General features: G+C 64.1%; 20 protein-coding genes and 2 pseudogenes. 10 read left to right on the top strand and 12 right to left on the bottom strand.

Features of this window, described 5'->3' with window-relative positions:
• On the bottom strand, positions 1-658 hold a 658-nt coding region (locus tag EOA27_RS01410), incomplete at its 3' end, for an AMP-binding protein (protein WP_145970241.1).
• Between the two features lie 134 nt (positions 659-792).
• Between EOA27_RS01410 and EOA27_RS01405 the strand changes: the two are divergent.
• Positions 793-1,967 (top strand): annotated as a pseudogene (locus tag EOA27_RS01405) (acetyl-CoA C-acetyltransferase).
• A 115-nt stretch (positions 1,968-2,082) separates the two neighbouring features.
• Here the strand turns inward: EOA27_RS01405 and EOA27_RS01400 are convergent.
• Positions 2,083-3,005 (bottom strand): annotated as a pseudogene (locus EOA27_RS01400) (nucleoside hydrolase).
• 17 nt (positions 3,006-3,022) lie between these two features.
• On the opposite strand from EOA27_RS01400, the gene EOA27_RS40430 reads away from it, so the two are divergent.
• From EOA27_RS40430 to adhP, 6 genes are all read left to right on the top strand, one after another.
• Complete coding sequence (locus tag EOA27_RS40430) at positions 3,023-3,175, top strand: hypothetical protein (protein WP_189343214.1); 153 nt, start codon at positions 3,023-3,025, stop codon at positions 3,173-3,175.
• A gap of 27 nt (positions 3,176-3,202) precedes the next feature.
• Positions 3,203-4,144 carry an SDR family NAD(P)-dependent oxidoreductase gene (locus EOA27_RS01395; protein ID WP_348633086.1) on the top strand — a complete coding sequence of 314 codons (942 nt, stop codon included), beginning with the start codon at positions 3,203-3,205 and terminating at the stop codon, positions 4,142-4,144.
• Positions 4,145-4,395: 251 nt separating this feature from the next.
• A complete protein-coding gene (locus EOA27_RS01390; protein WP_126078744.1) occupies positions 4,396-5,463 on the top strand; it encodes an HlyD family efflux transporter periplasmic adaptor subunit in 1,068 nt (355 codons plus the stop codon).
• Positions 5,460-8,240 carry a ribosome-associated ATPase/putative transporter RbbA gene (rbbA, locus tag EOA27_RS01385; protein ID WP_245491008.1) on the top strand — a complete coding sequence of 927 codons (2,781 nt, stop codon included), beginning with the start codon at positions 5,460-5,462 and terminating at the stop codon, positions 8,238-8,240. The genes EOA27_RS01390 and rbbA overlap by 4 nt, the downstream gene beginning before the upstream one ends.
• Positions 8,240-9,352, top strand: a complete 1,113-nt coding sequence (locus EOA27_RS01380; protein ID WP_126078745.1) for an ABC transporter permease — start codon at positions 8,240-8,242, stop codon at positions 9,350-9,352. The genes rbbA and EOA27_RS01380 overlap by 1 nt, the downstream gene beginning before the upstream one ends.
• A gap of 27 nt (positions 9,353-9,379) precedes the next feature.
• A complete protein-coding gene (gene adhP / locus EOA27_RS01375; protein ID WP_126078746.1) occupies positions 9,380-10,414 on the top strand; it encodes an alcohol dehydrogenase AdhP in 1,035 nt (344 codons plus the stop codon).
• A gap of 149 nt (positions 10,415-10,563) precedes the next feature.
• Here adhP and ugpC read toward each other — a convergent pair whose 3' ends face one another.
• The 5 genes from ugpC to EOA27_RS01350 all read right to left on the bottom strand — a co-directional run bounded on the left by ugpC (position 10,564) and on the right by EOA27_RS01350 (position 15,581).
• On the bottom strand, positions 10,564-11,640 hold the full coding sequence (gene ugpC / locus EOA27_RS01370; protein WP_126078747.1) for a sn-glycerol-3-phosphate ABC transporter ATP-binding protein UgpC: 1,077 nt from the start codon (positions 11,638-11,640) through the stop codon (positions 10,564-10,566).
• Positions 11,641-11,666: 26 nt separating this feature from the next.
• Positions 11,667-12,407, bottom strand: coding sequence for a ribonuclease activity regulator RraA (locus tag EOA27_RS01365; protein WP_189343333.1), 741 nt, complete (start codon positions 12,405-12,407; stop codon positions 11,667-11,669).
• A 92-nt stretch (positions 12,408-12,499) separates the two neighbouring features.
• Positions 12,500-13,378, bottom strand: coding sequence for a carbohydrate ABC transporter permease (locus EOA27_RS01360; protein ID WP_126078749.1), 879 nt, complete (start codon positions 13,376-13,378; stop codon positions 12,500-12,502).
• Positions 13,375-14,298, bottom strand: a complete 924-nt coding sequence (locus tag EOA27_RS01355; protein ID WP_126078750.1) for a sugar ABC transporter permease — start codon at positions 14,296-14,298, stop codon at positions 13,375-13,377. Before EOA27_RS01355 ends, EOA27_RS01360 begins: the two co-directional genes overlap by 4 nt.
• Positions 14,299-14,300: 2 nt before the next feature.
• Positions 14,301-15,581 (bottom strand): sugar ABC transporter substrate-binding protein, encoded by a 1,281-nt coding sequence (locus EOA27_RS01350; RefSeq protein WP_126078751.1) that lies wholly within the window; start codon positions 15,579-15,581, stop codon positions 14,301-14,303.
• Between the two features lie 346 nt (positions 15,582-15,927).
• On the opposite strand from EOA27_RS01350, the gene EOA27_RS01345 reads away from it, so the two are divergent.
• Positions 15,928-16,623 (top strand): FCD domain-containing protein, encoded by a 696-nt coding sequence (locus tag EOA27_RS01345; protein WP_042638970.1) that lies wholly within the window; start codon positions 15,928-15,930, stop codon positions 16,621-16,623.
• Positions 16,624-16,711: 88 nt separating this feature from the next.
• On the opposite strand, the gene EOA27_RS01340 is transcribed toward EOA27_RS01345, so the two are convergent.
• Complete coding sequence (locus EOA27_RS01340; RefSeq protein ID WP_126078752.1) at positions 16,712-17,698, bottom strand: aldo/keto reductase; 987 nt, start codon at positions 17,696-17,698, stop codon at positions 16,712-16,714.
• A 293-nt stretch (positions 17,699-17,991) separates the two neighbouring features.
• On the opposite strand from EOA27_RS01340, the gene EOA27_RS01335 reads away from it, so the two are divergent.
• Positions 17,992-19,149 carry a mandelate racemase/muconate lactonizing enzyme family protein gene (locus EOA27_RS01335; RefSeq protein WP_126078753.1) on the top strand — a complete coding sequence of 386 codons (1,158 nt, stop codon included), beginning with the start codon at positions 17,992-17,994 and terminating at the stop codon, positions 19,147-19,149.
• A 53-nt stretch (positions 19,150-19,202) separates the two neighbouring features.
• Entirely contained in the window at positions 19,203-20,087 is an 885-nt protein-coding gene (locus tag EOA27_RS01330) for an NAD(P)-dependent oxidoreductase (protein ID WP_126078754.1), read from the top strand.
• A 56-nt stretch (positions 20,088-20,143) separates the two neighbouring features.
• On the opposite strand, the gene EOA27_RS01325 is transcribed toward EOA27_RS01330, so the two are convergent.
• The 4 genes from EOA27_RS01325 to EOA27_RS01310 all read right to left on the bottom strand — a co-directional run.
• A complete protein-coding gene (locus EOA27_RS01325; RefSeq protein WP_126078755.1) occupies positions 20,144-21,343 on the bottom strand; it encodes a mandelate racemase/muconate lactonizing enzyme family protein in 1,200 nt (399 codons plus the stop codon).
• Between the two features lie 9 nt (positions 21,344-21,352).
• A complete protein-coding gene (locus EOA27_RS01320; RefSeq protein ID WP_127255269.1) occupies positions 21,353-21,679 on the bottom strand; it encodes an NIPSNAP family protein in 327 nt (108 codons plus the stop codon).
• Between the two features lie 102 nt (positions 21,680-21,781).
• A complete protein-coding gene (locus EOA27_RS01315) occupies positions 21,782-23,140 on the bottom strand; it encodes a mandelate racemase/muconate lactonizing enzyme family protein (protein ID WP_126078757.1) in 1,359 nt (452 codons plus the stop codon).
• A 57-nt stretch (positions 23,141-23,197) separates the two neighbouring features.
• The coding region (locus EOA27_RS01310; RefSeq protein WP_281059389.1) for an enolase C-terminal domain-like protein at positions 23,198-23,560 on the bottom strand (363 nt) is incomplete at its 5' end.

The following is a 23,560-nucleotide window of genomic DNA, read 5'->3' as shown; positions in this document are numbered from 1 at the left end:
CCAGCGTCGTCACCGTCGGCATCGCGGCGACGATCTCGGCCAGCCTGGCGGAGATGTCGTGCTCCTTGCCCGCATAGCGGTAGCGCGGCGCGGCGAACAGCACCTTGACGCCAATCTGGCCGAGGCGGTCGACGATCGCCGCGGCGCCGAAATCAGGCGAGCAGGACGACCAGACGGCGCCGACGGAAAGCGTCGCCAAAAGCGCCACGAGGCCCTCGACGCGATTGGGCAGGATACCGCCGACGCAATCGCCCTTGCCGACGCCGGCCGCGCGCAGGCCATGCGCCGTCCTGGCGACGAGCCGGCGCAATTCGCCCAGTGTGATGGTCTGGAAATGGCCACTCTCGTCGACCTCGATGAGAGCAACCCTCTCCTCATCGCCGCGCAGCAGGTTTTCCGCGAGATTGAGTGTCGCTTCCGGCAGGAAGCGACTCCCGGTCATCGGCGCATTGTCGTCGCGCAGGAAGGCGATCCCGCCCGGATCTCCAATGACCTCGGCGAAATCCCACAGCGCCCGCCAGAAGGCGCCGGGATCGCCGATCGACCAGCGATGCAGCGTCTCGTAGTCGCGCGGATCGAAGCCGTTGGCCATCGAAAAGCGCGCAAGATTGGACGATTGGAACGCGGCCGGCGCCGGCGTCCAAAGCACGGATGACATGGATTTCCTCCCGCAATGCAGGCCGGGCTCTTTGCCGCGACCTTGCCTGCCGATGCATTTCATGATTATTGGTTATAACCAGAATGTCAAGCGGCGATCACGCCCAAGCGGACCGCGCTGCCGGAGGAACAGACATGGACGCCTTTTACATCGTTGCCGCGAAGCGGACGCCCATCGGCAAGCTGAACGGCGCGTTCGCCGGTCTGTCGGCGGCGGAGCTGGGGGCGCAGCTTATCCAGGCGATGCTGGCCGAAAAGCAGCTTGCGCCCGATGCCGTCGGCGAGGTGATCATGGGCCAGGTGCTGACCGGCGGCGCCGGGCAGAATCCAGCCCGGCAGGCTGCTCTCAAGGCCGGCCTGCCGGTCGGGTGCCCGCCATGACCGTCAACAAGGTCTGCGGCGCCGGGCAGAAGTCGATCCATCTCGCCGCCCAGGCCATTCGCTGCGGCGACGCCGACTGCGTGATCGCCGGCGGACAGGATTCGATGACTTCGGCGCCACATGTCATTCACGGGGTGCGCGCCGGCATCCGCATGGGCGACCGTACGGTGAAGGATTCCATGATCACCGACGGTCTGTGGGACGCCTTCCATCAGGTGCATATGGGCGTCACCGCCGAAGCGCTGGCGCAGCGCTACCAGATCACCCGCGAGGAACAGGACAGGTTCGCGCTGCGCTCGCAGGAGAAGGCGGACGCCGCCATCCAGGCTGGCAGGTTCGACGACGAGATTGCGCCTGTGTCGATCAAGGCCAGGCAAGGCGATGTCGTCATCGAGCGTGACGAGCATCCCAACCCCTCCACAACGATGGAAGGCCTTGGCCGGCTGAGACCGGTCTTCGATGCGGCGGGGACGATCACGGCCGGCAACTCATCCGGTCTCAACGACGGCGCCGCCGCGGTGCTTGTGATGTCGGAGGCGCGGATGAAGGAACTCGGCCTGACACCCCTCGCCAGCATCGCCTCTTATGCTTCTGCCGGCGTCGAGCCGATGGACATGGGCCTCGGTCCCGTCGCGGCCTCGCGGCGCGCGCTCGACAAGGCCGGCTGGCGCGCGTCCGATCTCGACGCGATGGAGATCAACGAGGCCTTCGCCGCGCAAGCCATCGCCGTCAATCGCGAGATGGGCTGGAACGAGGACATCATCAATATGAGCGGCGGCGCCATCGCGCTTGGCCATCCGCTGGCCGGCTCCGGCTGCCGCATCGTGGTGACGCTGCTGCACGAGATGGTCCGGCGTGGAGCGAAGAAGGGCTTGGCCTCGCTCTGCATCGGCGGCGGCCAGGGTGTCGCGATCTGCCTGGAGCGGTGAGCCTTCCGACGGCCTAAAGCGCGTCGCGATCTTTCAGATTCGCTCCATGCGCTTTAGGTTCTTGATTTACGCATGTCTTGATCCCGAAACCGGTTCCCACTTCGGGAGACATGCTTTAGCGGAGCAAATCGAACATCAGCTTGAAGAAGCGGTCGGCATCGACTTCATAGGCGATGCGCGCATTGTCCTCCTCACCGCGCTCATGCCAGAAATCGGCCACCGTGGCGCCGAATGTGTAGCTGCCGGACAGGTCGACGCCGATATGCGCCGGACGCGTGCGGACGAGCGTCGGATCGATCGCCAGCGCCAGCGCCAGCGGGTCGTGCATGGCGCCGCCGACGCCCATCGAGTTGCGGTGCAGCTTCTCGTAGAATTTCAGCCAGTCCATGACCACGCGGCCGAGCGGCGTGTCGATCCTGGCCAGTTCCTCGTATTGCGGCGCCTCGATCAGCACCTGCATGGTCACGTCGAGCCCTATCATGGTGATGGGCACCCCGGCGTCCAGCACCAGCTTCAGGGCCTCGGGGTCGCAGAAGGCGTTGAACTCGGTCGGCGTGATGATCTCGCTCTTGCGATAGAACACGCCGCCCATCCAGATCAGCTCCTTGATCTTGGGCAGCACGTGCGGGTGCTTGAGCACGAGCAGGCCGATGTTGCAGAGCGGGCCGGTCGCCACCACCAGCAGCGGTTCCGGAGATGCCGCGAGCTTCTCGGCAAGGAAGTCCACCGCATGCTGCTTGATCGGCCCGCGCGAGGGCTGCGGCAGATAGGGCGAGCCTTCGAGCCCGCTCGGGCCATCGGCGGTGCCCAGAACCAGCGGCCGCGCCAGGGGCTGCGCGCAGCCGGCGGCGACCGGCACATCGCCGGCGCCGAGGAAATCAAGCACGCGGATCGCGTTGTCCGTTGTCTTCTCGAGCTCCGCGTTGCCACATCTCGTGGTGACGCCGAGAAGCTCGATGTCGGGCGAGCGATGCGCCATGACCAGCGCAATGGCAGCGTCGTGGCGGGATCGCAGTCGTAGAGGATCGGTGTCGGCATCGGTGTGGGACAGCTATATGGACGTGCCCAGCGCAACGCTCGCGGCGCAAGCCTATCCGGACGTTCCGATCACGCGTCCGCTGGATGGCAACGCCGCCTTCATCGACACCTCGGCGGCCAAAGCGGCGCTGGGATTCGAGCCGCGCTTCTCATGGCGCGACTATCGCTGACCGGCATCCGGCTTTTGGAGGCAAGAGATGCGCTTCAAGGACAAGATCGTTCTGGTGACGGGCGCCGCCGGCGCCATCGGCTCCGCGGCGGTGCGCCGCTTCGTCGAGGAAGGCGCGACAGTCGCCGTCGCCGACCTCGACGGGACCCGTGCAGAGGCCCTGGCAACGACATTCGGCGATCGCGACGAAGCCTTCGCGGTGGACGTCGCCGACCCGGCGTCGGCGGAAGGCATGGTCCAGGCGGTGGCCGCACGCTTCGGCCGTATCGATGTGCTATTCAACAATGCCGGCATTTCCGGAAAGGTCGCGCCGGTCCACGAGCTGAGCACCGAGGACTGGCAACGCATCGTCGGCATCAACCTCAACGGCATGTTCTACGTCCTGCGCGCGACGGTGGCGACCATGATCGCTGGCAAGATCAAGGGATCGGTGGTCAATATGGGCTCGTCCATGGCCGGCTGGGACGTGCTGTCCGGTGGCGCCGGCTATGCCTCGACCAAGCACGGCGTGGTCGGCCTGACCAGGATCGCGGCCTCGACGCCGCTGCCTATGGCATTCGCGTCAACGCGATTTGCCCCGGGGTCATCGAGACCCGGCTGGGCGTGCCGGCGCGGGACCAGGCAGCCTATGAAGCCGGCATTCGCCGTTTCGCCGACCGCATTCCGCTGCGCCGTATCGGCCAGCCCGAGGATGTCGCCGCCGCCGTCGCCTTCCTGGCCTCGGACGATGCCCGCCACGTCACCGGCGTCGACTGGCTGCTCGACGGCGGACAGACATTGCAAAGCTGGGCGAACGCGCCCGATGCGGACGCTTTCCCGCGATTTGTCTGACGCTCCGGCCGCCGAACAGCTCCTCTCGACCGCGTCGGCACGGTATCGTCCTCGCCATAATGCATTGACCGATCAGAAGCCCGGCGAACGTTCAGGCCCTGGTCCCGACGCTCACAGCGACCCCTTCTCCCAGAATTGACATCGATCAAGGTCGCCGCAGCCGGTCTCTGTTTTGGTCGCGCCAACTTGGCAACCTGAACGGAGTTCCCCTGACATGGACGGCATTACCTTAAGTGCCGAACAGATCGGCGCCTGGCGGCGGGAAATTGCCTCGGCAAGGTTCCTTCCCTTCTCCGCTTCGGGGCCGCTGTCTCCGGCGCCAGTCCATCTCGAGGGGGCGCTTTTGGCGCCAGCCGAACCTGACGTATCGCGCAACACCGGAGGCCGGCTATGAAGGTTTCCCCGCGATGGCTGATCCTCGGCGCCCTGATCGCCATCGGAGCAGCCGGCTACTATGCGTGGCAGCGTTCCAAGGACGGGCAGCTGCCGGAAGGCATCGCCAGCGGCAACGGCCGCATCGAGGCGGTCGAGATCGACGTCTCGACGAAGGCGGCGGGGCGGATCAAGGAAATCCTTGTCGGCGAAGGCGATTTCGTCAAGGCCGGCCAGGTGCTTGCCCACATGGATACCGCGCAGCTCGAGGCGCAGCGCCGCCAGGCCGAGGCGCAGTTTCAGCGCGCCACCATCGGGGTCGAGACCGCTGGCAGCCTGGTGACGCAGCGCGAGGCTGAAAAGACGGCGGCCGGCGCTGTCGTCGCGCAGCGCGAAGCCGAGCTCGACGCCGCCGATCGGACCCTGGCGCGCTCGCAGCAGCTTGCGGTCAACAACACCGTCTCCCAGCAGGTCCTGGACAACGACCGCGCGGCCGAGCAGAGCGCGAAAGCCGCCGTCGCCGCCGCGCAGGCCCAACTCGCCGCCAGTGAAGCGGCCATCAACGCCGCGCGGGCGCAGGTGGTCGATGCCAAGTCCACGGTCGACGCGGCGCAGGCCGCGATCGAAAGCATCGACGCCGATATCGGCGACGCCACGCTGGCGTCGCCGCGCGACGGGCGCATCCAGTTCCGCGTGGCGGAGCCCGGAGAGGTGCTGGCGGGCGGCGGGCGCGTGCTCAACCTCGTCGACCTCGGCGATGTCTACATGACCTTCTTCCTGTCGACCGCTCAGGCCGGGCGCGTCGCGATCGGCTCCGATGTGCGTCTCGTGCTCGACGCGGCGCCGCAATACATCATCCCCGCCAAGGTGACCTTCGTCGCGGACGTCGCGCAGTTCACGCCCAAGACGGTCGAAACGGAGGAGGAGCGCCTGAAACTCATGTTCCGGATCAAGGCGCACATCGCACCGGAGCTGCTCCGCAAATATATCCAGCAGGTGAAAACCGGCCTGCCCGGCGTGGCCTATGTGCGGCTCGATCCGCAGGCCTCATGGCCGGCGAGCCTCAAGGGAAAGCTCGTGCAATGAATGCGCGGCCGGACGCCGGCGCGGGCCTTCCGTCAAGCTACGTGGCGCGGCTGGAGAATGTCGGCCACGCTTACGGAAAGGTCAGGGCTCTCGATGCCGTAACGCTCGATTTCCCGGCCGGCCGCATGGTCGGCCTGATCGGGCCGGACGGCGTCGGCAAATCCAGCCTGCTTTCCCTGATTGCCGGAGCACGGACGATCCAGCAGGGGCATGTCGAGGTGCTGGGCGGCGACATGGCCGATCTCGGCCACCGGCAGAGCGCCTACCCCAGGATCGCCTATATGCCACAAGGCCTGGGCAAGAACCTCTATCCGACGCTGTCGGTCTTCGACAACATCGATTTCTTCGGCCGCCTGTTCGGGCATGATCGGCGCGAGCGCGAGCGCCGCATCGGCGAGCTTCTGAAGCGAACGGGGCTGGCGCCTTTCGCCGAGCGGCAGGCCGGCAAGCTTTCGGGCGGCATGAAGCAGAAGCTTGGCCTGTGCTGCGCCCTCATCCACGATCCGGACCTCCTGATCCTGGACGAGCCGACCACCGGCGTCGATCCGTTGTCGCGCCGCCAGTTCTGGGAACTGATCGGCGAAATCCGCAAGGGTCGCGAGGGCATGAGCGTCATCATCGCCACGGCCTATATGGAAGAGGCCGCGCGCTTCGACTGGCTGGTGGCCATGGACGCGGGCCGCGTGCTCGCCTCCGGAACCCCGGCCGACCTGCTCGAAAGAACCGGCGCGCCCGACCTGGACGCCGCCTTCATAGCCCTTCTCCCGCCGGAGAAGCGGGACAGCCACGAGCCTGTGGTGATCCCTCCGCGGCCCGCCGGCGCCGACAGCGAACCTGCCATCGAGGCCGAACACCTCACCATGCGCTTCGGCGATTTCACCGCCGTCGACGACGCGAGCTTCCGCATTGGCCGCGGCGAGATCTTCGGCTTCCTCGGATCGAACGGCTGCGGCAAGACGACCACGATGAAGATGCTGACCGGGCTGCTCGAGCCGTCCGAGGGCAAGGCACGGCTGTTCGGGCGCGAGATCGACCCCCGCGACATCGAGGTGCGGCGGCGCGTCGGCTACATGTCGCAAGGATTCTCGCTCTATTCTGAGCTGACGGTCCGGCAGAATCTCGAGCTCCATGCCCGCCTCTTCGGCATGGCCGATGCGGCGATCCCGCCCCGGGTCGAGGAGGTCGCGCAGCAATTCGGCCTCGCCGACAATGTCGACACGCTGCCCGAAGCGCTGCCGCTCGGCATCCGCCAGCGGCTGTCGCTGGCTGTGGCGATGATCCATTCTCCGGAGATACTGATCCTCGACGAGCCGACCTCCGGCGTCGACCCGGTTGCCCGCGACGGGTTCTGGCGGATTCTTGCCGACCTCTCGCGCAAGCGGAACGTGACGATCTTCGTGTCCACGCATTTCATGAACGAGGCGGAACGCTGCGACCGCATCTCGCTCATGCATGCCGGCAAGGTCCTGGTCAGCGACACGCCGGCCGCGATCGTCAAAAGCCGGTCGGCGGCAACGCTGGAGGAAGCCTTCGTCGGATATCTCGAGGAGGCGACAGGCAAGCAGGCAGAAACGCCGAGCATGACGGCCGGGACGATGCCGGTCCAGGAAGCGCAGGCCAGTCGCCCCGGCAGGAGCGGCACAGGCCGTTCCTTCGATTTGCGCCGCATGTTCGCCTACACGCGGCGCGAGGCGCTTGAACTCTTGCGCGATCCGATCCGGGCCACGCTGGCGACCGTCGGCAGCCTCATCCTGATGTTCGTCGTCGGCTACGGCATCAACATGGACGTCGAAAACCTCTCCTTCGCCGTCCTCGATCACGACGACACGACGATCAGCCGGGACTATGTGCTGCAGATCGCCGGCTCGCGCTATTTCACCGAGAAGGCGCCGATCATCGACTATGCCGATCTCGACCGGCGCATGGAGGACGGGGAACTCAGCCTCGCAATCGAAATCCCGCCCGGCTTCGGGCGCGACCTCGCGCGCGGCCGCGACGTCACGATCGGCGCCTGGATCGACGGCGCTATGCCTACACGGGCCGAAACCGTGCAAGGCTATGTTTCGGGAATGCATGCCGGCTGGCTGACGCGGAAGGCGCGTGAACTCTATGGCGACGCCGCCACCGCCAGCGCCTTCCAGCTCGACATCCGCTACCGCTACAATCCCGACGTCCGCAGTCTCGATGCCATCGTTCCGGCGGTTATCCCGATGCTTCTGTTGGCGATCCCGGCAATGCTGGCCGTGCTCAGCGTGGTGCGGGAGAAGGAGCTCGGCTCCATCATCAATTTCTACGTCACGCCCGTCACCCGGCTGGAGTTCCTGATCGGCAAGCAGATTCCCTATGTCGCCCTCGCGATGCTCAACTTCGTGCTGCTGACGGGCTTCGCCGTCTTCCTCTTCGGTGTGCCGCTGACCGGCAGCCTTCCGGCTTTCGCCGCCGCCGCCCTTGTCTATGTCACGGCCACGACGGCCATGGGGCTTTTCCTGTCGACCTTCATGAGCAGCCAGATCGCGGCGATCTTCGGAACCGCGCTGATCACCATGATCCCCGCCACCCAATATTCGGGCATGATCGACCCGGTGTCGTCGCTCCTGGGCGTCGGCGCATTCGTCGGCCGGATCTATCCGACCACCTATTTCGTGACGATCTCGCGCGGCGTCTTTTCCAAGGCGCTCAGCTTTGCCGACCTGTCCGGCGCGTTCGTGCCGATGCTCGTCGCCATCCCGGTGCTGCTCGGCCTTGGAGCGGCATTCTTGAAAAAACAGGCCCGCTGATGCGCATCGCCAACATATACAATCTCGGCATAAAGGAACTGCGCGGTCTCATGCGGGACCCGATGATGCTCGTGCTGATCGTCTATGCCTTCACCGCCGCCATCTACACCGCCTCGAAGGCGATGCCCGAGACGCTCAATCACGCTCCGATCGCCATCGTCGATGAGGATCAGTCGCCGGTCTCGTCGCGCGTCGTCACGGCATTTTATCCGCCCTACTTCACCGCGCCTTTGCTCATCTCCCAGCCGGAGATGGACAGCCGCATGGATTCAGGCATGGATACTTTCGCGCTGGATATTCCGCCGAACTTCCAGCGCGATCTGCTGGCCGGCCGCTCGCCGGCGGTCCAGCTCAACATCGACGCCACCCGGATGTCGCAGGCCTTTACCGGCGGAGGCTACATCCAGTCGATCGTTTCGGGAGAAGTGAACGAATTCCTCGACCGCTATCGTTCCAAGGCCTCCCTGCCCGTCGACCTCGACCTGCGGGCGCGCTTCAACCCTGAACTCAACAAGGGTTGGTTCGGCGCCATCACCAATGCCATCTCCTCGATCACGATGCTGTCTATCGTGCTCACCGGCGCAGCGCTGATCCGCGAGCGCGAGCACGGGACGATCGAGCATCTTCTGGTGATGCCGGTCACCGCATTCGAGATCATGACGAGCAAGATCTGGTCGATGGGCATTGTCGTGCTCGTGGCGTCCGGCCTTGCACTCGTCGTCGTCATCCAGGGGCTGCTGTCGGTCCCCATCAACGGATCGATCGCGCTATTCATGGTGGGCGCGGCGCTCGACATCGTCGCCATGACCTGCCTGGGGATATTCCTTGCCACCGTCGCCGGCTCCATGCCGCAATTCGGCCTGCTGCTGATGATGGTGCTCCTGCCCCTGCAGGTGCTGTCCGGCGGCGTCACGCCGCGCGAGAGCATGCCCATGGCCATCCAGGCCATCATGTTCACCGCGCCCAACACACATTTCGTCATGCTGGCACAGGCGGTGCTGTTCCGCGGCGCGGGCCTCGATGTCGTGTGGCCGCAGCTCGCGGCGCTGCTGGTCATCAGCACGCTCCTGTTTGCGTTCTCGCTGCGGCGCTTCCGCCAGTTCCTGAAATAGGACCCACTCACAACCCAGGAGTATTCCATGCCCAAGACTATGAAAGCAGCCGTCGTTCGCCAGTTCGGCAAGCCGCTCGTGATCGAAGAGGTTCAGGTGCCAACGCCCGGAGCAGGCCAGATCCTCGTCAAGATCGCGGCCACGGGCGTGTGCCACACCGATCTGCACGCCGCCGAAGGCGATTGGCCGGTGAAGCCTAAGCCGCCCTTCATTCCCGGCCATGAGGGTGTCGGGCATGTCGTGGCCGTTGGATCAGGCGTCAAGCACGTCAAGGAAGGCGATCGCGTCGGCGTGCCCTGGCTCTATACCGCCTGCGGCCACTGCAGACATTGCCTCGGCGGATGGGAGACGCTTTGCGAGGAGCAGCAGAACACCGGTTATTCGGTGAACGGCAGCTTTGCCGAATACGTCCTTGCCGATCCCGATTATGTCGGCCATCTGCCGGGCAACATATCATTCACGGAGATCGCGCCGATCCTGTGCGCGGGCGTCACCGTCTACAAGGGCCTCAAGGTCACGGATACCAAGCCTGGCGAATGGGTGGTGATCTCGGGTATCGGCGGGCTCGGCCACCTGGCGGTTCAATACGCGAAGGCGATGGGGCTGAACGTCATTGCGGTCGACATCGACGATGCGAAGCTCGACCTCGCCAAACGCCTCGGTGCCGCGCTGGCCGTCAACGCCCGCCAGGCCGATCCCGCCGCCTTCGTCAAGAAGGAGGTCGGCGGCGCCCAGGGGGTTCTTGTCACCGCCGTGTCGCCGAAAGCCTTCGAGCAGGCGCTCGGAATGGTCGGCCGCGGAGGAACGGTGTCGCTCAACGGTTTGCCGCCAGGCGATTTCCCGCTGTCGATCTTCGATACCGTGCTCAACGGCGTGACGGTCCGCGGTTCGATCGTCGGGACACGGCTCGACCTGCAGGAAGCGCTGGACTTTGCGGGGGACGGCAAGGTCAAGGCGACAATCGAGACCGAACAGCTCGAGAACATCAACGACATCTTCTCCCGTATGCACAAGGGTGACATCCAGGGCCGCATCGTCATTGATTATGAGAAGCGGGCCTGAGGCGCCGGCTGTAACCCTCGGAACGCGAGCTCAGCCGGCGCAGTCGGCTGAGCTGGTTCGGTCGCCATTGGTCGCGCGCGATCCGGCCGAGTGCACCCATTCGCGGCCTCGGCCGCTTAAACGCGAGCTCCACGGGCGAGCAGTTCCCCCTACCCTCTGACGAGTTCGTCCTGATTTATCCTCATGCCACTTCGCGCGTCGAATAGGTGGACCTTCGAAACCATCACCTCTAACCCAACCTCTTGATCGGGCTTGAACGGCTGCTGATCCCGAACTTCGGCCACGAGCTCGACCCCGCTTGTCCTCAACGTCAGTTCCTGAGCCTCTCCTGTCGGCTCCACCACCTGGACGCTGGCCCTCGCGTGATCGCCCCCGACGATGATGTGCTGAGGACGGATCCCGTAAATCACCTCTTGTGCGCCGTGGAACTCCAGACCTTTGGGCAATGGCAGGCGAAGGCCTGAACCGGCTTCGAACGCGCCGTTGTCGACGCGACCTTCGATGAGATTCATTTCCGGGGAGCCGATAAAGCCCGCGACGAACAGATTGGCCGGTTTCTCGTAGAGTTCGGAAGGGGTGCCGATCTGTTCGATGCGGCCCTTGTTCAGGACCACGATTCGGTCGGCGAGCGTCATCGCCTCGGTCTGGTCATGCGTGACGTAGATGCTGGTGCGGCCGAGCCGCTGGTGCAGCTTCTTGATCTCGGCACGCATCTTCACGCGCAGCTTGGCGTCGAGATTGCTGAGCGGCTCGTCGAACAGGAAGGCCGAGGGCGCGCGCACGATCGCGCGACCCATGGCGACACGCTGGCGCTGGCCGCCGGACAGCTGACGCGGCATGCGGCCGAGCAGGTCCTGCAGACCGAGGATTTCGGCCGCCGCCTTCACCCTGGAGACGATCTCCTCCCTGGGAACCTTGGCCAGCCGAAGCGCGAAGCTCATATTGTCGGCCACGCTCATATGCGGATAGAGCGCGTAGCTCTGGAAGACCATGGCTATGTCGCGCGACTTGGCCGGCATCTCGTCGACGACGCGCCCGCCGATGCGGATCTCACCAGTCGTATGCTCTTCGAGTCCCGCGATGATGCGCAGGAGCGTTGACTTGCCGCAGCCCGACGGACCGACAAGGACCACGAACTCGCCGCTGGCGATTTCGATGTTGACGTCGCGCAGAACTTCCACCGCGCCGAAGCTCTTGCCGAGCTGTTCTATCTCGATTGCGGACACCTATTCTTCTCCCGTACCGGCGCGGCTCATTTTCCTTGGGCCTGCCGCCATGCGCGGTATTCGGCCTCGCCCTCGGGGCTCAACGGGTAGTATTTCCGCAGGTCTCCTCCTTGCGCGAGCCGCGCGCGCGAAAACTCCTCCCACTCGATATGCGCGCCGGCGAGCTCGACCAATCTGGGGGCAAGGGCGACCGGCACGACGACAACGCCATCGTCGTCGGCGACGATGATGTCGCCCGGGATGACCAGGACGTTCGAGCAGGCGATCGGAACGTTGACGGCAAAGGGGACGATGTTGGTCTGGGCGTGGAAATTCGGCGTGACGCCCCTCACCCAGATGCCGATATCGAGCGCCGCCGCCTGGGCGGAATCGCGAATGCAGCCGTCGACAACGACGCCGGCGCCGCCCCGCCCAGCAAAATAGGTCAGCATCATCTCACCGAAAATGCCGCTGCCCAGATCGCCGCGGGCATCGACCACCACCATGTCGCCGGGCTGGGTGGGATAAAGCACGTGGCGGTGCAGTTGCCGCTCAGGCTCCTCATACTCCGTCTCGTTGTACAGATCCTCGCGCTTCGGCATGCACTGGAGCGTCAGCGCTGGCCCTGCCGCCGTGCTGCCGGAACGCAAGGGACGCGGCCCGCGGATCTGCGGGTCGCGAATGCCCATCTTGTGGTAGAGCTCGCTGGCCAGCGTCGCCGAACCGATCGCCGCCAGCGCGTCGACCAGTTCTCGTGGCGGCCGGGAAATGTCCGGTATCGCCGGTATCTGGTCAGCTTGCATTCCGTTCCTCCAATCTGCGCTGAGGCGCAAGCCTCAGCGATCGTCACTCAGTTGCGTTCAACCATCGTTCCAGCCGTTCAACCGCGAACCGCACCAGTCGTCAGGCCTTTGACCAGCAGCCCCTGGGCGAACCAGACGAACACCAAGGTCGGGATGACCATGAGCACGCCGGCGGCCGACATGGCGCCCCAGTCGATGCCATACTGCGAGACGAAATTGGTGAGCCCGACGGGCAGCGTCTGCGCCGCCTTGCTCGAAGTCAGGGTCAAGGCGAGCAAGAGGTCGTTCCAGGTGAAGAGGAAGGTGATCACGGCGCTGGCGCCGATGCCCGGCGCAATCAGCGGCGCGACGATCTGGACCAGCGTGCGCACGGTGCCGGCGCCGTCCGACTGGGCGGCCTCCTCAATCTCCTTCGGCACATCCTGAATGAAGCCCAGAAGCAGCCAGATGGCGACCGGCAGCTTGGCCGCGGTATGGCTGAGGATCAGCGCCCAGACGGTGTCGAGCAGGCCCATGGCTGCGAACACGGCGAAGAGCGGGATGGCAAGCGCGATGACAGGGATCATGCGCATGATCAAAAGCAGCCCGAAGATCAGCATGGCGCCCGGCATCCTGAAGCGCGACAGCGCATAGGCGCAGGGGATGGCCAGCAGATGGACGAGGACGACCGTCGCCACCGAGACGATGACGGTGTTCCAGACATAGCCCATCGTGTCGTACTGGGCGAAGACCGCGACATACTGCGTCAGCGTCGCGGTCTCGGGGATGATGTGCACCGGAACCGAGAAGATGTCGGCCGAGCTGCGGATCGAGGTCAGGAACAGCCACACCAGCGGAAAAACGGTGAGCGCGACGGTCAGGACCAGCGCCAAATACCGACCGGCGATCGCCGCCGTGAACCGGCGGCGCCGGCGCTTTGGCATGGAACGTGCGCCGACGATGACGGCTTCGGTCATATCGCCCTCCGTTTCGCGATGAGCCACGGCACTCCGTAAAGCAGGCCGAGCACGAACAGCGACATGCCCAGCGCGATGTAGGAGACCGCCGCCGCGTGTCCGAAATCCACCGCCTGAAACGCCAGCAGGTAGGAATAGACCGTGAGCAGGTTAGTGGCGCCGCCCGGTCCTCCTTGCGTCATCAGCCAGACGACGTCGAAGGTGCGGAACGTGTCGATGATGCGCAGCATCAGCGCGATCATGATGACCGGACGCATCAGCGGCAGCACGATATGCCAGAAGCGCTGCCATGGCGTGGCGCCGTCCACTGTGGCCGCCTCGAGCGGCTCCTGCGGCAAGGATTGCAGGCCGGCAAGAAACAGGAGCACCATCAGCGGCGTGTTCTGCCACACATCGGCGACGATCACCGAGACGAGCGCCCAGGCCGGATGGGTGAGCCACGGAATGTCGGGCAGGTTGAAGATGCGCAGCAGCGCGTCGACCAGCCCATACTGGGTGTTGAACAGCCAGCGGAAATTCAGGCCGACGACGGCGGGCGCGATCATCGGCGGGACCAGGAGCAAGGTGCGCGCGAGGCGCATGCCGCGCAGTTTGCCGTTGACGAGCACAGCGATCGCCATGCCGGCCACCACTTCGATCGTGATGGAAACGACGCTGAAGATGGTCTGGTTTCGGAGCGCTTGGTTGAACTGGCGGCCGAACAGCTCGTCGGTGTAGTTTCCCGTTCCGACGAATGGCGCCGATCCGCTGAGGTCCCAGCGGAAGAAGCTCATGATGAAGGAGTATCCGAGCGGATAGATGAGGATGGCCAGCATGACGAAAAGCGCCGGGCTGGCCAGCAGGTATCCTCTCTGCCAGGTGTAGGGCAGCGGCGAACGTCGCCGGCGCCCTGACACCCGCGTCTGCGCAACGGGCGCCATGCTCAATCGTAGGCCCCGGCCCGGCGCATGATGTCCTCCGCCTCGGTCGCCGCCTGGTTAAGCGAGTCGGCGGGGGAAGCCTGGTCGGACAGGGCCTGCTCGATGGCCGAGAACATCAAGGTGCAGACCTTCGAGAAGCCGGCAAGCTTGGGCCACTCCTTGCCGTTGGCGATCGTCGTCTCGAGCTGTTGCAGCCATGTCGCCTGGGGGCCCTTGGCCGCGGCGATCACTTCCTTGGCCAGGCTCTGGCTGCTCGGGAAGTTGGTGAACTGATCGAACTGCAGCCGCTGGGCGTCGGTGCTGACCGTGTATTTGATGAACGCGACGGCGGGTTCCTTGCGTCCGGACTGGCCATTCAGCGCCATGGCATGCGAGATGGCACATGAGATCGCCGCCTTGTCCCGCACATAGGGCGCCGTCGACCATTTGCCGACGACGCGCGAGGTTTCCGGATTGGAAAGGGTGGCGAAGGCGCCCGGCCAATCGAAAGTGGCATAGACCGTGCCGGACGAGAATTCGGTCGAGTTCTCGTTCCATTGATAGCCGACGGCGTCGGGCGGCACGATTTTGTGCTTCTGGATCAGATCGCGATAGAAGGTGAGCGCCTTTATGCCGGCTTCGGAGTTGAAGGCCGGCTTGTTGGCCTGGTCGACCCAGTCGCCGCCTGCCTGCCAGAGCAGGTCGCTGAAGGTGCGTTGCGCCGGATCGCCCTGTCCCGGCACGACAAGGCCATAGTGACCGTCGCCGGTGAGTTTCAGACCGACATCGACCAGTTCTTCCCAGGTTTCGGCCGGCTTCAGGCCTTTTTCCTGATAGATGTCGCTGCGGTAGTACTGAACGCGCGCATCCATGTTGCGCGGAATCGCCGCCAGATTTCCGGTCTTGGGATCGCGCAGGTATTTGACCGCGACGGGATAGAAGTCCGCCAGCTCGGAGTCGCTGAAATAGCTGTTCAGCGGCGCGAAATGGTTGAAGTAGGAATCGATCTGCGCCGTATGGGTACTGTAGACGTCGTACTGGCTCGACCGCGCCGCGCTCAACGTGACCACCTTCGCCGTCAGGGGCGTGAATTCCAGAAGGTCGTAGCGAACCTTGATGCCGGTCTTGGCGGTGAAGTCCTGAACGATCTTCTCCCAGTATTTGGGATAGAGCGGGCCGCCCGTGATCAGCAATGCGGTGATCTCTTTGGCGTCTGCCTTGGCAACCCACGGCGCGGCAAGCGAGCCGGCCGTCACTGCCGCGCTCGCGGCAAGGAATTTACGTCTCGATAAGGTTCCGGACATCACAATCTCCTCCTGGTTTGACTGGTCGGTCCATCCAGGGACGGCCGACGACTTTCAGCCTCGGCAGCTGCGGCGTGCTCCTCCCGCCGCTAGACTGCGTGGATTGGTTCCCGAACGACGCTTGCGAGCCTCCGGGCGATCGGCACTTGCGCTCCAACACGCCTCGCTCGGTAGCAGGCGTATCGATCGTGACCTCGGACGGCGGCAACGGGGCACGGCGGCTGGACACCGCTCGATGCTCCCTTCCCGCAGGCCGTGTTATCGGCTAGTGAGCGTTTTTATGAGATAAGTTGACTGCATATCTAGCTATCAGCCTATAAGCTTATCAGACAAGTGGATGTTAGTGATGGATACCGTCGAGGTCAAGCTTCAAACTTTGCCCAAGCAGGTGGCGGGCGTGCTGGCGCGGCGCATCGCCGGCAGCGGTGTCGCCGGCGCCCAGGGGCCGTCGGAACAGCAGATCCTGCAGGAATTCGGAGTCTCGCGCGCGGTCGCGCGAGAGGCGCTGAAGATCCTCGCGTCGCTCGATATGATCGAGATCGCTCAAGGGCGGCGCGTGGTGCTGCGTCCAGCCGAGGAGTGGGACTATCTCAGCCCACTGCTCATCGACTGGCTGCCGCATGAGCAGATGCGCGAGATCCTGGCCGAAGCGCATGCGACCCGGATCATCATCGAACCGGCCATCGCCGCCATCGCGGCCAAGCACATGACCAAGGAAAATCTCGAACGCCTTGGCACTTTGCTGGCGGCGATGTCGGCCAGCGAGGACAATCCCGACGCCTATCTGAAGCTCGATCTGGATTTCCACATGGAGATTTGCCGGGCGGCGCAGAACAGGATCCTCGACCGTTTCATGTATTCGTCCCGGTGGTGGCAGATGGCGAGCAGGCGCATCAGCAACCAGATGCCCCATGCGCTGCCCTCCGCAACCGAAATGCACAGGGCTATCTACGAGGCGCTCGTGGCGCGCGACGAAAAGCGGGCCGAGGAAGCGATGCGCCGGCACCTCAAGAAGACCACCGCGGTCGGCCTGCCTCGCTGAAGAAGCGGCGCAGCCAGCATTTGCGCTGGCCGCGCCGTAGCGTGCCGGGAGGACAGGGCTTGACGTGGAGCAATCCCACGGAAGTGCACTATGCTCTCTTCGCTTGTTGTTCCTGGCGCTGGCGTGCACGGAAACCGAACATGTCGCCCTTGTCCTTGATTTCCGCCCAGACCGGGGCAGTGATCCTGTCGATAGCGGCGATGTCCGCGTCGGAAATCGTCCAGCCGGCGCTCTCGACGTTCTCCTCCAGTTCCTTGACGGTGCGGGCGCCGACCAGCGGCGAGCTGACGCCTGGCCGGCTGGTGAGCCACTGTATCGCAAGTTGCGGAACCGTCTTGCCGTAGCGCGCCGCGATCGGCTTGAGCATGTCGACGGCGTTCACCGCCCGCTCATAGGTGCCCGGCTGGAACAGCACCGTCGTGCGCCGCTCATCGCCCTCGACGAACTTGGTGTCCGTTGACAGCGTTCCGGTGAGCAGTCCTTGGGCGAGACCGCTGTATGGCATGACGCCGACATTGTGCTTGCGGCAATAGGGCAGCGTCTCGGCTTCAACCTCGCGCCACAGCATGTTGTAGGGCGGCTGCAGCACGTCGATGACGCCGTGCTGACGGGCGCTGTCCATGTCGGCGATGCTGAAATTCGAGACGCCGACCGCCTTGATCCGCCCTGACGCGCGCAGCCGCTCCATCATCTCCATGGTCGGCCCGATCGGAAAATCCGAGTTCGGCCAGTGGACGAAATAGACGTCGACATATTCCGTCCGCATGCGCTTCAGCGAACCGTCGAGCGCCGCCTCGATCGCGGCGGGTTCGAGATGATTGGGCGCGACCTTGGTCGCGATCACGGCCTTGTCGCGGCGGCCGGCCAGCGCCTGTCCGACGACCTCCTCGGCATGGCCGTGTCCATAGGCTTCGGCCGTGTCGATCAGCGTGATGCCGAGATCGAGCGCGCGTCTGATCACCCGGATCGACTCTTCGTCGTCAGCCGCGCCCCAAAACGCGCCGGACATCCCCCAAGTCCCGAGGCCGATTTCCGATACCTTCACCGGCGACGATCCGAGCTGTCGCTGTTGCATCCTGTTCCTCCCGATTGGCGACACGCATGAGCCATAGCTCTGTGGTCGCCCAATTTATACGCTTATATACTCGTCTAACAAGTGTGAAGTTTGAGTTTCGGGATTCTTGGCACACGCCTCTGAATTTCCCAAGCAAAACAACGAGCACCGGCACCTTCGAACGTCCGCAGATGCAAAATCCATCGAAGGGGGTTTACGGCGCATTGGTCATTCTTGTATGCTTATTAGACAAGTTTGGCCCATGGGCAGAATTCTGCACTTGTGAGCGCGCGCCATCACGGGAGAGGGATCCGATGAAGATCGTGGACATCAAAACGGCGGTCGTGGCCTATCACGGCAAGGCGACCCTCATCCGGATCGATACGGACGCCGGCATTTCCGGCTATGGCGAGGCCAATCCCGACGCAGGCGCGGCCGCAATCGTCGGTCTGATCTCGGAACTGAAGTCGGAACTGATCGGCCAGGATCCGCGCAATGTCGAATATTGCTGGGACAAGATCCGCCGCGATCATGTCTTCTCCGGCGCGCAGGCCGGCATCTTTCTCATCGCCCTCACCGGGCTCGAAATGGCGCTGTGGGACGTGGCGGCAAAAGCCGCCGGCCAGCCGCTTTACCGTATGTTCGGGGGCAAGTTCCGCGACCGCATCAGGCTCTATGCCGATTGCGGCGACGGCGACGACGAATCGGGATCGCCGCAGGGATGCGCGGCTCGCGCCCGCCGCATGGTTGCGGAAGGTTTCACGGCGCTGAAATTCGACATCGACAATCTGCGCCACCCGGGCAAGTTCGATGCGGTGAACCACACCATCAACGGCGCCGAGCTGCGTTCGATGATCGAGCGCGTCGCGGCGGTGCGCGAAGCAGCCGGCCCTGACGTCGATCTCTGCATCGACCTGCATGCGCGCTATGACGTGCTCAGCGCCAGCCGCATCGCCACCGAGATGGAGCGCTTCAATCTTCTGTGGCTCGAAGAACCGATCCCCGCGGAAAATGTCGAGGCCCTGAAGCAGATCCGCATGCGGACCAAGACGCCGATCTGCGTCGGCGAAAACCTCTATTTGCGCTGGGGTTTTCGGGAGCTGTTCCAGAACTACGGCGCCGATGTCGTCATGCCAGACGTGCCGAAATGCGGTGGCCTTGCCGAAAGCCGCAAGATCGCCAACCTCGCCGAGATGTACTACGTGCCTTTCGCGCCGCATCTGGTGTCGACGCCGCTGGGCACGATGGCGACCTGCCATGTCTGCGCCAGCGTTCCGAACTTCCTCGTGCTGGAATGGCACGCGCTGGAGGAGCGCGACGCCTGGGACAGTTACGTGCGCCTGCCGAATGGCGCCAAGTCCATCGTCGAAGACGGCCACATCGCGGTGCCTGATGTGCCAGGCATCGGCGTCGAGCTCAACATGGACGGTGTCCACAAACATGCCGTGCCCGGCTTCGGCATATTTGAATAGCGGACGACCGGCCGGTTCGCTGCTCGATCAAACAAATTCGCTCGGAGGAAGCCATGGGCAAGCGGATTGTCTTCACCGGCGGCAGCGGCAAGATCGGCCGGCACGTCATACCTTATCTGCTGAAACGCGGGCATCAGGTTCTGAACCTCGACCTGACGCCGCTGGATGTGCCTGGGGTCGATACCGTCATCACCAACCTTGCGGACGCGGGCGAAGCCTACAATGCGCTGACGCTGCATTTCGGGTTCAGCGAGTATTTCGGCGGCAAGGGCCGCGGCCCGGTCGACGCCGTCGTCCATTTCGCAGCGCTTCCGCGGATATTCCTGCGGCCGGACAACGCCATGTTTGCCGCCAATGTGCAGTCGACCTACAATGTGATCGAAGCCGCCACCAAGCTCGGCATCCGCAAGATCGTCACGGCCTCCAGCGAAACGGTCTACGGCATCTGCTTTGCCGAAGGCGAACGCGACTTCTCATCCTTCCCGGTGGATGAGGAGCACGACGCCGATCCGACCGACAGCTACGGCCTTTCCAAATTGCTGGGCGAGAAGATCGCGCGGTCTTTCGCCTCCCGCACGGGAACCGACATCTATGCGCTGCGGATCGGCGGCGTCGTAGAGCCGAAGGACTATGCCCGCTTTCCGGAATTCCTGGCCGATCCTTCGAAGCGGCGGCGCGACGCCTGGACCTATATGGACGCGCGCGATCTCGGCCAGATCGTCGACCTGTGCGTCGAGAAGGACGGTTTGGGCTTCCAGATATTCAACGCCGTCAACGACAACATCGTGTCCGAATTGCCGACGGCGGAGTTCCTCAGGAAGCATGCGCCCGACATACCGGTCACTCGGACCATGGACGCATTCGAGGGACCGATCTCAAACCGGAAGCTGCGCGATGTCCTCGGATTCCGGCAAGAGCATGACTGGCGGACACAGTGAGCTGATCCTTACGGGTCAGCTCAATGCCTGTCGCTCAAAGGCGAGCGGCGACAAGGTCAGTCGAAGAAGCCCGTATCCTCTTCCTTGAGGTATTTTCTCGCCGCCTCGGCGTCGATGTCGAGGCCGAGCCCCGGCGCCTCCAGCAAGTCCACCATGCTGTCCCTCACGATCTGTTTCGGCAGGCCGATGACGAGGTCCTCCCACCAAGGGTCGGAAGCGCTCGGATATTCGAAGGCGATATAGTTCGCGGGCAAGGTGGCGCAGACGTTGATCAGCGCGCCGAGGCCGAGCAGGCCGTTGGCGGTGCCGTGCGGCGCCATCAGGATCGAGTGCATATAGGCGTGCTCGGCGACCCACTTCAGCTCGGCGATGCCGCCAATATCGGCGGGATCGGGGCCGATGACCCGCACCGCTTGCGTCTCGATCAACTCCTTGAAATTGTGCCGCAGATAGATCTGCTCGCCGGTGTGGATCGGCGTCGAGGTGGACGTGGTCAGCTCGCGATAGGCTTGCGGATTGACCCAGGGCACATAGTCGCCGGTCAGCATGTCCTCGAGCCACATCAGATTGTACTTCTCGACGGCGCGGGCGAATTTGATCGCATCGGGCAGCATCCAGCCCGGCCCGCAGTCGAGCGCCAGGCTGACCTTGTCGCCCAGCACCTCCTTCATCGCCGCCACGCAGTCGAGCATGTGATTGAAACCGCGCTCGCTGATCACACCCTGATCCATGGCGCCGTGATAGCCGGCCTTCTTCTGCGTAACGCCGTAATGGAAGCCCTCAATGGAGTCCTTCATGTTGGAGTGGAACGAGATGCCCTGCTTGACCATGAAGAAATTCTGGGGCTGCTCCATCATCCATTTGACGTCGGCGGCATAATCCTCCGGTCGGTCGCCCGTGCGCTTGCGACGGATCGAGCCGTTGTAGACGCGCACCTTGTCACGCACCTTGCCGCCAAGCAGCTTGTAAACCGGCACGCCCGCGGCCTTGCCGGCGATGTCCCACAGCGCGTGCTCGATAGCGCTCACCGCCGCGCCATAGGGCTTGAACGAGCCGCGCTGGCGGATCTTCAGCATCACCCGCTCGACGTCGGTCGGATCCTCGCCGATCAGCGCCTCGCGGAAATGCAGCACGAAGGGTTTCAGGTAGGTCTTTGTGTATTCGACCTCGCCCAGACCATAGAGGCCCTCGTCGGTGACGACGCGGACGATGGGGTGCTTGCCGATGACGGCGCAGCGCAGGTCGGTGATCTTCATGACACAGTCCTATTTCACAGACCAGAAAGCTGTCGGCGTGAGCAGCTGGCTGCTGATATTGGCAACGATCTGCCCGTCGCGCTCAGACTCGTCCCGGGCCCTGTGCCATACCGGATCGGTGACGAAAGCCGTCCATTTCGCCTCGCGCTCGGCCAACGATTCCCAGGCGAGGAAATAGGTGAGGCGATTGTTGTTCTCGCCGATCACCGTGGTGAAAAACCCGGCTTGGCGGATGCCATGCCTCTCCCAGATGGCCAGCGTTTGCTCGGAAAAGCGCTTGAGCAAAGCCGGCAGCCTGCCCGGCAGGCAGTCATAGATGCGCATTTCGTAGATCATGGTTTCGTCCGTTTCTTTCTCCGCCTCTCCCGTGGGAGAGGTCGACACGAATGGTCGGTGGGTGGCTCTGTGACCTTGGGGATTAAGGCAGGGGCGTCCGGGCTAACTCCAGGTCCGGTCCCAGCTATTTTCATTGTCCCAATGCTCGGTGGATTGCCATATCCCTGTGACACCGGGCTGCAGATGCTGCGAGATCACCTCGTCGAGGACGTCGTCGATCCCCAGCCCCGGCTTGCCGGGCACGGTGATGAAGCCGTCCTTGACGAGCGGCTTGGGGAGGCCCGTGACGATATCATCCCACCAGTCGACATCGGCGGAGTGGTATTCGAGCGCCATGAAGTTTTCGGTCGCGGTCGCGACATGCGCCGCGGCCATCGCCGCGATTGGGCTTTCGGCCATGTGGATCGCCATGGCGACGCCGTGATCCTGCGCCATGTCGCCGATCTTCTTTGTCTCGAGGATGCCGCCGCTGGTCAGCAGGTCCGGATGGATAACGGAGAGGCCGCCGCTCCTCAGCAGAGGCTCGAAGCCCTCCTTGAGATAAATATCCTCGCCGGTGCAGATCGGCACCGACGTCGCCTGCTGCAATTGCCGGTACTGTTCGGTGTACTGCCAGGGGATCACGTCTTCGAGCCATGCCGGCACGTATTTCTCGATACGGCGCGACAGGCGGATGCCGTCCTGCAGCGAGATGTGGCCGACATGGTCGATGGCTAACGGAATCTCGTAGCCGATGACCTCGCGGACCTCGTGGATATATTGCTCCAGCAGGTCGATGCCCTTTTCGGTGAAATGCAGGCCCGTGAACGGGTGCTGCACGTTCTGCGCATCATAGGCGAGATTGCGGGCCTTGCGCTCCTCGAGCGTGCCGCCGCGGCCGCGCGGGTTGGCGCGGAACCCTTCGAGCGCGCCGGCGGGCGCCGTCACGGCGCCCGGAATGTGGGCGATCTGCATCAGACCCAGGTCCATCTTGAGGAAGGTGAAGCCGCGCTCCATGCGCGCCCTGAGGCGCTTGCCGGTCTCGGTGCCGCTCGGCTTCTCGGCGTCCGTATCGCAATAGACGCGCACCTGGTCGCGAAACTTGCCGCCGAGCATCTGGTAGATCGGCACGCCATAGGCCTTGCCGGCGAGATCCCAGAGCGCAATCTCGACCGCCGAGACGCCGCCGCCCTGCCGCCCATGGCCGCCGAACTGCTTGATACGGCGGAACAGGCGGTCGATATCGCAGGGGTTCTCGCCGAGCAGCCGGCTCTTCAGCATCAGCGCAAAGGTGGCGCTGGCGCCGTCGCGCACCTCGCCGAGCCCGACGATGCCCTGGTTCGTGTAGATCTTGAGCAGCGCCGAAGTGAAGGGCGCGCCGACGATCTCGGCCACCCGCATGTCGGTAATGCGCAGCTCGGAGGGCCTGGAATTCGTGTTGATGCGATCGAGAGCCTCGTCGGCTCCATCCGTTTTTGGCATGATTTGTCCTCGTTCCGCTGGGAGTGGCCCCGCCCGCCGGGCCTGCTTTAAACAGTGCTAGCCCAGCTCGATCTCGTGGGCCTGCAGATAGTCGCGGTTCATCTCGACACCGAGACCCGGCTTCGACGTCAGCTTGAGGTTGCCGTTCGACACGTCGAGCGGCTTGTCGATGAGGTGATCGTATTTGGAGAGGTCCCACTCCGACGTTTCGAGCTTGTAGAAGTTGGGAACGGTCATCATCACCTGCGCTCCCGCGACCACATTGATCGGACCCGCGGCGTCATGCGGCGAGACCGGGATGTAATAGGCCTCGCAAAGGGCGGAAATCTTCTTGAGCTCGGTGATGCCGCCGGTCCAGGTGACGTCGGGCATGATGTAGTCGGCGAGCTTGTTCTCGAGCACCGGCACGAAATCCCATTT

The sequence above is a fragment of the Mesorhizobium sp. M2A.F.Ca.ET.037.01.1.1 genome (assembly GCF_003998075.1).
Lineage (GTDB): Bacteria > Pseudomonadota > Alphaproteobacteria > Rhizobiales > Rhizobiaceae > Mesorhizobium.
The sequence above is the reverse complement of the archived record's forward strand: the minus strand, read 5'-3'. Positions and strand labels throughout refer to the sequence as shown.

Coding starts and splice junctions, on each gene's coding strand:
- EOA27_RS40430 (WP_189343214.1), top strand. CDS start 3,023: ATGGACGTGCCCAGCGCAACGCTCGCGGCGCAAGCCTATCCGGACGTT.
- EOA27_RS01395 (WP_348633086.1), top strand. CDS start 3,203: ATGCGCTTCAAGGACAAGATCGTTCTGGTGACGGGCGCCGCCGGCGCC.
- EOA27_RS01390 (WP_126078744.1), top strand. CDS start 4,396: ATGAAGGTTTCCCCGCGATGGCTGATCCTCGGCGCCCTGATCGCCATC.
- rbbA (WP_245491008.1), top strand. CDS start 5,460: ATGAATGCGCGGCCGGACGCCGGCGCGGGCCTTCCGTCAAGCTACGTG.
- EOA27_RS01380 (WP_126078745.1), top strand. CDS start 8,240: ATGCGCATCGCCAACATATACAATCTCGGCATAAAGGAACTGCGCGGT.
- adhP (WP_126078746.1), top strand. CDS start 9,380: ATGCCCAAGACTATGAAAGCAGCCGTCGTTCGCCAGTTCGGCAAGCCG.
- EOA27_RS01360 (WP_126078749.1), bottom strand. CDS start 13,378: ATGACCGAAGCCGTCATCGTCGGCGCACGTTCCATGCCAAAGCGCCGG.
- EOA27_RS01355 (WP_126078750.1), bottom strand. CDS start 14,298: ATGGCGCCCGTTGCGCAGACGCGGGTGTCAGGGCGCCGGCGACGTTCG.
- EOA27_RS01350 (WP_126078751.1), bottom strand. CDS start 15,581: ATGTCCGGAACCTTATCGAGACGTAAATTCCTTGCCGCGAGCGCGGCA.
- EOA27_RS01345 (WP_042638970.1), top strand. CDS start 15,928: ATGGATACCGTCGAGGTCAAGCTTCAAACTTTGCCCAAGCAGGTGGCG.
- EOA27_RS01340 (WP_126078752.1), bottom strand. CDS start 17,698: ATGCAACAGCGACAGCTCGGATCGTCGCCGGTGAAGGTATCGGAAATC.
- EOA27_RS01335 (WP_126078753.1), top strand. CDS start 17,992: ATGAAGATCGTGGACATCAAAACGGCGGTCGTGGCCTATCACGGCAAG.
- EOA27_RS01330 (WP_126078754.1), top strand. CDS start 19,203: ATGGGCAAGCGGATTGTCTTCACCGGCGGCAGCGGCAAGATCGGCCGG.
- EOA27_RS01325 (WP_126078755.1), bottom strand. CDS start 21,343: ATGAAGATCACCGACCTGCGCTGCGCCGTCATCGGCAAGCACCCCATC.
- EOA27_RS01320 (WP_127255269.1), bottom strand. CDS start 21,679: ATGATCTACGAAATGCGCATCTATGACTGCCTGCCGGGCAGGCTGCCG.
- EOA27_RS01315 (WP_126078757.1), bottom strand. CDS start 23,140: ATGCCAAAAACGGATGGAGCCGACGAGGCTCTCGATCGCATCAACACG.